Origin of the sequence: Streptococcus sp. HMSC073A12, from assembly GCF_001812815.1 — a bacterium.
GTDB lineage: Bacteria > Bacillota > Bacilli > Lactobacillales > Streptococcaceae > Streptococcus > Streptococcus vaginalis.
Genome location: NZ_KV810563.1, coordinates 1 through 7,308, shown reverse-complemented (window position 1 = coordinate 7,308; position 7,308 = coordinate 1). Strand labels below are relative to the sequence as shown.

The 7,308-nt window shown below is 35.8% G+C and carries 5 protein-coding genes; 1 reads left to right on the top strand and 4 read right to left on the bottom strand.

The features are described from left to right. Positions 1–157: 157 nt before the first annotated feature. The 4 genes from bac to bgrR form a co-directional block, all read right to left on the bottom strand. On the bottom strand, positions 158–3,439 hold the full coding sequence (gene bac / locus HMPREF2876_RS08515) for an IgA Fc-binding protein BAC (RefSeq protein WP_070584686.1): 3,282 nt from the start codon (positions 3,437–3,439) through the stop codon (positions 158–160). Positions 3,440–3,518: 79 nt separating this feature from the next. Beyond that, positions 3,519–4,046 (bottom strand): isoprenylcysteine carboxyl methyltransferase family protein, encoded by a 528-nt coding sequence (locus HMPREF2876_RS08510; RefSeq protein WP_024052303.1) that lies wholly within the window; start codon positions 4,044–4,046, stop codon positions 3,519–3,521. Between the two features lie 106 nt (positions 4,047–4,152). Beyond that, a complete protein-coding gene (gene bgrS, locus HMPREF2876_RS08505; protein WP_070584684.1) occupies positions 4,153–5,493 on the bottom strand; it encodes a sensor histidine kinase BgrS in 1,341 nt (446 codons plus the stop codon). Next, a complete protein-coding gene (gene bgrR / locus HMPREF2876_RS08500; protein ID WP_024052301.1) occupies positions 5,490–6,143 on the bottom strand; it encodes a response regulator transcription factor BgrR in 654 nt (217 codons plus the stop codon). Before bgrR ends, bgrS begins: the two co-directional genes overlap by 4 nt. Before the next feature lie 305 nt (positions 6,144–6,448). On the opposite strand from bgrR, the gene HMPREF2876_RS10335 reads away from it, so the two are divergent. Further along, positions 6,449–7,233, top strand: a protein-coding gene (locus HMPREF2876_RS10335) for an IS5 family transposase (protein ID WP_374936700.1) whose coding sequence is annotated in 2 segments (ribosomal slippage) — positions 6,449–6,809 and positions 6,809–7,233 — 786 coding nt in all. Because the reading frame shifts where the segments join, the coding sequence is not laid out codon by codon here. The last annotated feature ends 75 nt before the right edge of the window (positions 7,234–7,308 follow it).

The following is a 7,308-nucleotide window of genomic DNA, read 5'->3' as shown; positions in this document are numbered from 1 at the left end:
CTTTTCTTCAACCCACTACAGTTGACAATGAGCCTCTTTTATATGAAATGACTTATAATTGTTAAATACCAACGATAGGTAACATCTTTGGAATCATCCACAGATAACCAATCAAATGCTAGATATCGAAAGTGGATATTTTTTAAAAACTGAATCATTATTTTCTTCTTTTCATCGCGATGAATGAAGTTCCAATCAAACCAAGGAGACCAAGGATCTCAAGAACTAGATTAGACGCTACTCCTGTAGATGGCAATTTCTTCTTAGTTGCTGATGTAGGATTTCCTTTTGCTACTGTTTCATTTTCAGTAGCCAATGGTTTATGATTAACTTCTTTATTCTGGAATTTTCCAGTTTGGCTCTCTCCTATCTGTGTCTGACTATCTTGGATAGACGGCTTAGTCTGCTTAGGTGTAGTGACATTTTGATTCTTAGAAAGTGTCTTAATCGCAAACAAACTGAAGTGGTTCGTTTTAAAGACAACTTGCCCATTTTCAACTTTAGAAGGAATACGCTCAAGGTCGCCATTTTCCATTACGTGATAGACTTGAACATCCGAATCAGTCTGACCAAGTGCGAGACGAACAGTTCGTTCTCCATTGACATGAGTTTCCTTGCCTCCCTTTGAGAGAGATAAATCAAACACACGAACTGTTCCTCCACCTGTTTTACGAGAAATCTTATCAGCTACCTCTTTAGTCGTTACTTCCTTTATGTTTACCTTATCAGCATCAACAGCCTTATCAAATACAACCGTAACCTTAGTATTTCCATCAGTTGATGTAAATACTGCTTGTCCAACTTTATTTAACCCATCCGGAGCCTTTGGTACATCTGGAACCTGAGGTACATCTGGGCTCTTAGGTGTAGTATCCGGAGCCTTTGGTACATCTGGGCTCTTAGGTGTATCCGGAACCTGCGGTGTATCTGGAGTTTCTGGCGTATTTTTCTCTAGACCTTTTTGAAATTTAGCAACAGTAGCATCCATTTTTGAGAATGCATCGTATACTAAGTTATCAATCTCTACTTCAGTCTTTGCATTGTCAATATCAAAAATAGTTTGTTGTTTAATCGCTTCAAGTTCCTTAAAAAGAGCAACAATTTTACTGTGATTTTCCTTCTGCAGATGTTGACGAACTCCATCTAAAAGCTTACTCATATACTTCGACACAGCAATCTTAGCCTCTTCCTTATCTTGATCCATTTCTGAATTTTCCGGAATTGGTGCTGGCTGATCTTGTTCTACTTTTTTATCCAGATCATCTACAATCTGCTTAATTTTATTAAATGGTGTAAGGAAATATTGCTCAAAATAGCCTTTCAAAGCATCATTTTCTAAACTTCCGTAATTATCCTCCTTCGTTCTCTTCATATCTGTCTCAAATATCTTTTTAATTTCTGCATTATCAGGATATTTGTTCATAAACTGAACCACTTTTCTAGTCAGCATCTCCATTTGTGCATGAAGCTGATAATTCATAAAATCAGATTTATATTTGTTAAAATAGTGCTCTGTGTAGTATTGTGAAGATGAATCACCAATAATGTTCTTAAAACTTGTTATGGCTTCCTGGATAGGCTCTTTTTGTGACTCCCAGATAGATTTTTGAATACCATACTCTGGATTGGATGGAATCTCTGGTTGCTCCATTAAATCTTTTATTGCTTTTTCTAACTTTTCCAGTTCTTGTTGCGCTGATTTAATCAACTCTTGTAATTGATTCTTGTCATTTGATTTTGGTTCTTGAGGAATCTTTTCTTCCGCTTTAGAATCTTTCTGCTCGGGTGCTTTAGGAACTTGTTTCTCCTCTTTCTTTTGCACTGTAATAGTTAACGTTTTTTCGACCACATTGCCAGAATCATCTTGAGCTTTTAGAGTCACTGTTTGACTTTCATTTGGCTTCAAATTCTTAATAGTAATCTCGACAATCTTATGATTCTCAACATCATTCTTATAATTATGAATGATTCTAGTTCCTACTACAGACGGATTATATTTTGTCAAAAGATCCAAAAAATTCAACTTAATCTTCGAATCACTTTTAGCTGTGACTGTAAATTTCACGTCTTCACCTTCATATACAGTGATATTCGCTGGTGAAACTGTTAACTCAATCTTTTGTTGATTATTTTCATTAGCGGCTAAATCTCGTTTGACACGTTTTTTAGGTGTCCCCTCCTCTGATGTTTTAAATTTTTTTCTAAAATCCTCCACAACGTGTTTCAACCTCGAATGAGCTTCCTCTTCTAGTTGCTTTAATTCCGGGAGGTTTTTAGATTGATTCAGTTTTCCTTCGTACTCTCTTACGATTTCTTTAGATTTCGCAACCAAATCTCCTAAATTAGCTTCCGAATTATGTTTTAATTCTTGTTCAACATGCTTCAAGCTCTCACTCATAGCCTTATACAATTTCACATTCGTTTCTTTGATAAGAGGTTGTATTTCTTTGAGCTTTTGAGCATTTTCTAAGAATTGATTTTTAATTTGTTTAGCTTGTTCATTGGTAGTTGCCTTATCTAATTCTTCAAGAGATTTTTGAGCAAGATTCTGAAGGCTATTAGCATAGTGTTCATCAACTTTCTGAGTATTTTCCTCACTACTCGTTTCTTTCTTCACATGCTCTTGAATTTCTTGATCCAGACCAGCTTTAGTTGAACTAAAGAGTTTACCTAGTTCTTCACGAACCTTTACTTCGGCATCTTCTTTTTTATCTGCTTGTTGAGCTTGTTTACGAATATCTTCAATTTTTTTCAGCATAGAGTCTTTATCTTCATTTGTGATTCCCTTTTGCTCTGCCATTTTTTCAACTTGTCTCTTTTGATAATTAAGCTCTTTGTCAATATTGCCTAGATCTACTTTCGTATCTGACTGCTTAGAAGTTTGTTCCTGTTTCTTTTGGATAAACTCTTTAAATTCATACTCTAAAGTCTGTAAATTGTCCGTATCTTCCTCATTATCAATACTAGCTAACCAATTTTTCTTTTCGTTTTCTGATAATTGACTCTGATTAATTTGATTTTTGAGACGATTCTTTAATTTTTCTACCTTGGCTTTATTATCATTTGATTTAGATGAGTCTGTCTCCTTCGTCTTTTCTGCTGTAACTTTTTCAGTTGATTTTCTCTTCTCATCATTTTGAGAAGCAGTAATAGCTGTTTTCTCGACCGGTTCAACAGCTTTTTTAATGTCTGTTGTAGGAATTTCCATCTTTGTTGTCTCAAGTTCCGAGGATGATGAATTATTTCCTTGATCTGTTTGAGCCATACTTGGATAGGGCTTAGCTGCAACCTCGGTAGTCTTCACACTATCGTCCTTTACAAGCTCACTTGCATGAGCAACGCTTCCCATAAACAAACTAGCTACCGCTACACTAGCTACTCCTACACTAAATTTACGAATGGAATAACGCATTTTTCTTTCATAATTAGATTTAAACATATCGATATCCTCCAATATTTTATTTATCTTCAGTATACCCCTCCAATATGAACTGCATATTAAATTGGGTATATTATTTTTAGCCTTTCATTCTTCCATTTGGAATAATAACTTCCTGCAATAATTTTTCTTCCTCTGCTATTCTATGGTATAAAATAGTAGCATATACAGGAAAAATAAAGATGAATGTCACATAAGCATGACTCACCAGAGCCAAACCAACTAGTTCTGGTAATATATTTAAAAAGTAATTAGGATGCTTTACAGTTCTAAAAAGGAAGTGATCTACAAATTTGTGATTATTGACAAGCATAAGCTTTACTGTCCAAATATCTCCCAACAAGTGAATCACCAACATCAACATCAGCATAGAAAAAATAAGCAAGACTAAACCAACCATGCTCATACCATCAAAATTTGTCTTGTGCACCATTGCTTCAACGAAGCAAGAGAGATAAAAAATAATATGTGCCAACGTCAATCGTTTTGTATTCTCAACCCCAAATTCTTGCCCACCGTTGCTAAGGATTCGTTTCTCATTCTCTATCGAACGCTTTAAAAAAATCAATCGAATAAGGAATGTTACTAAAATAATTGCTAATACCATATTAGTATCCTTTCTTTTTATACAAAGAATAACACCCATATGTTAACCCTATATGAACTATAACAAAAAAAGAACGGAGAGATTTCCGTTCTTTTGCTTTATACAACTAATCTGCTTGCAAGCAAATTTTAAATTCCATTCCCTGTTCATAAGGGAGAAAACTATAGGACATTTGATAACTTTCTAGGATGTTATTCACGATATAGAGTCCTAAACCAGACCCTTCAGACTTGTCTGTGACAACTTGAGAGTGGTAAAAAATATCAAACAAATGATTCAACTCTTCTTGATTAAGAGGTTGGCAGGTATTTTTGATAGAAAGATAGCCATCTTGCTCGGATATGATTACGCGCCCATTTTTATCTGAATATTTAATTGCATTACTAATCAGGTTTGTCAAAACCTTATCCAATGCCTTGAGACTCATGACGACCCTAGTAGCATCTGTCAATTGATTTTCAATTTCTATTCCTCTTGAGCGTGCTAATTCCTGATAGCGAGATAAAACATCCGTCAAAATAGTCTGGACTATCAAGGTCTCGCTACACTCTGTCCACTCTTGGAACTTAGAGGACTCCAAAACTTCTTCGAGCAAGTGGCTCATTTGATCAATTTGATCGATACTCTTTGCTATATACTTAGGGTGGTCTTTATAATCCCCAATATTGTACTGCATATTCTCTAGAATAATTCGAAGACTGGCTAAAGGGGTCTTCAACTCATGTGACGCTCCACGAACAAAAGAAACTTTCTGCTTTTGCAACCTGACAATCCGTTCATTTCTTCTATCAGATTCATCAATGACTGCCAGCAAGTTTTCATACACATCATTGATTTGCTTTCCAACTTCCCCAACTTCATCCTTTCGCGTTTCATCAAAGCGAATATCATGATCCAACTCCTGCATCTTACCTGTAACTTTTGAGATATAAAAGAGAGGCTCCAGTAAACGTTTCGTATAGAAGTAGGAAAAGAGAAAGGCAAATACAAGCGTTGCTAAAAAGGTATACGGGAGATAGAGAAGCATAATCCGTGTTGCCTCTTTATAAATATCCACACCTTGAATAAATTGAATGGTTACCTTTTTACCATCAGCTGTCGTAATCTGACGGTCAATCGTTACGATATAGTTAGTGGGACTACCTTCCTTTATTTCCAAGTCGTGCACAAGGGAAATTCTCTTATCCAGTACATCATCTTTCAAATGGGCAGAGATGCGAAGAGATTTCGAATAGGACTCCAGCAAACTAGACAGTTCATGAAAATTTTTGCCTTCTAAGTACTTGCTTATAATAGTCGCACTCTCATTAAACTTCTCACCCTCTTGCTGAATGTAATAAAAAGGAAAGGTCAGATAGATGGCAATGTGGATGACCAAAGCAATTGCACCTAAAAGCGAAAAACTTCTTAAAAATGATTTGGTTAATAATTTAGGATTTTTTATCATAAGCTAATTTTGTATCCGGCATTTTTCACTGTTACAATGCAATCCAGATCCAACTTCTTACGAAGATTTCGAATGTAAACATCAACTACTCTATCAAGAGGCAAATCTGCAAAATCATTCGAGATAGACTCGAGTATCTGCTCTCTACTCAAGACCTGGTTCTTATGTTGGATCAAACATTTTAAAACCAACAATTCTTTCGGCTTAATTGCAACCTCCTCGTTCTTGACTCGAGCTTGGTAGGATGTGAAATCCACTGTCACATCTTGATAATGCCAAATATCCTCCACAACATAGTAACGCCTAAGCAGGGCTTGAATCCGTTTGACTAGGAGCACTAGTGAAAATGGTTTTGTCACATGATCATCAGCATAAAGGTCAAATACCTGCATCTGAGTTTCCTCATCTCCGAGTGCACTTAAGACGATTACAGGAATATCATGATTTCCATTAATTTCTTTTAACACCTCAAATCCGCTCCGCTTCGGTAACATCAGATCCAAGACCATCAGATGAATCGGGAACTCATAAAATTTCTCCAAAGCCTCCTGCCCATCCTTTGCTAGAATAACATGATAGCCTTCTTCTCTCAAAAAAGCAGCTACTCCCTCTCTAATCATATCCTCATCATCTACAACTAAAATGTTCATCTATTCCCCTTCTTAACCTATCTAAAATTCACTCTTTTGCTAGGTTTACATTATTTTCATTTCATACGCAAAAAAGAAACAGGGCTCTATTGAAATGGTGGAAATTTCAGGAAACTCTGCTCTTTTTCATTCTATACAAATCTTAATATCTATTTATTCTTATTATAACTAATATTTACATATTGTCAACTTATTTCCTTTGGTTTTTTTAAAATAAATACAAAAAGAATCAGGACAACTCCTGATTGAAAGTTCTATAATAGACTTCCTGCGAAACAAAATATGGTACAATAGTTCTATGAATTATGAAGCAAGCAAGCAAACAATTAACTGATGTGCGATTTAAGCGCCTTGTTGGTGTTCAGCGCACTACTTTTGAAGAGATGTTAGCTGTGTTAAAAACAGCTTATCAACGTAAACACGCAAAAGGTGGACGGATCCCTAAGTTAAGCTTAGAAGATCTCCTCGTGGCTACTCTTCAATACATGCGAGAATACCGTACTTATGAACAAATTGCGGCTGATTTTGGCATTCACGAAAGCACCTTAATCCGTCGGAGTCAATGGGTTGAATCAACTCTTATTCAAAGTGGTTTTACGATTTCAAAAACTCATCTTAGTGCTGAGGATACGGTGATTGTGGATGCAACAGAGGTAAAAATCAACTAGCCAATTATTCTGGTAAAAAGAAATATCATGCTATGAAGGCTCAGGCGATTGTCACAAGCCAAGGGAGAATTGTTTCTTTGGATATTGCGGTGAACTATTGCCACGATATGAAATTGTTCAAAATGAGTCGCAGAAATATCGGACAAGCTGGTAAAATCTTGGCTGACAGTGGTTATCAAGGGATCATGAAGATGTATTCACAAGCGCAAACTCCGAGGAAATCAAGCAAACTTAAGCCACTAAGTCTTGAAGATAAAGCATATAACCATGCGCTATCCAAAGAGAGAATCAATGTTGAGAATATTTTTGCCAAAGTAAAAACGTTTAAAATATTTTCAACAACCTATCGAAATCGACGCAAACGGTTTGGATTACGAATGAATTTGATTGCTGGAATTATCAACCGTGAACTAGGATTTTAGTTTCGCAGGAAGTCTATTATACAATCTTCCTTTCCTGATTATACCCGTGGTGCTATTTAATTTCAAAATACTATA